Here is an 829-nt window from a genome sequence, read left to right on the forward strand (position 1 = left end):
GTGTTGCAAGAGCAGCAAGCCCGACAAGTCGCGCCAGCGCCGTTTGACCAGCACTTGAGCAAGTCGCGCGAGGCCCATGACGAGCTGACGAGTACACTTGACAGGAGCAACCTCGTGAACAGCGGAGGCGTCATCATAAACAATGAACATTACACAGCGCTGTTGATACCGGCGAAGAGGCAGAGGACCGATAATCCGCAAACCCTCGCCACGGGGCGGCAGGCGAGCGAAGCAACCACGACGCCCATCAGGCAAGCCTCCGATCAAGCCCGAGCGGACCTGATGGCTTCCTCCAGAAGCAGAGAGCGCTCCGACGCAGGGCGTTGAGCTCGATGGCCGGGATGAAGCAGAACAGCTCTTTGGCGACGGAGAGGCTGATGCGATCTCCGGACCGGTAGCTCTCGCCGTAATTGATCAGGCTGGCACTGTTGGCAGGCGACTGTAGGCCTGGAACTCGCCGATCGCCAGCCAGGAGCTGAGACGATCGCCGACCTCAAGATCGAGGACGATATCCGCGGCCGATCGGCCAATGAACGCCGTGCGATGCGTCAGGAAAATAGCCGCGCTATTGTCGCCGATCTTGAACCTTACTGCGCGAAAAGCTCGGCCTGATCAGTCAGAAGACCAAGCTCGCCGAGGCAATCCGCTACACGCTCTCACGCTGGGAAGGCCTCTCGCGCTTCCTTGACGACGGCCGTATCGAGATCGATAGCAACACCGTCGAGCGCTCAATCCGTTCGATCGCGCTCAACCTGCGTATTCCGATGAAGCCGGCCACCGATTCCGATTTGAAGCCGGCCAGTCATTCCGATTTCATTCCGGCCACCCT

Annotated in this window: 1 pseudogene; it reads left to right on the forward strand. The window is 60.1% G+C overall.

Features of this window, described 5'->3' with window-relative positions:
• Window positions 1–454: 454 nt before the first annotated feature.
• Window positions 455–829: pseudogene (locus tag AC0L3D_RS36795) on the forward strand (IS66 family transposase); the annotation flags it as partial.

The organism is Mesorhizobium sp. WSM4837, from assembly GCF_055811435.1.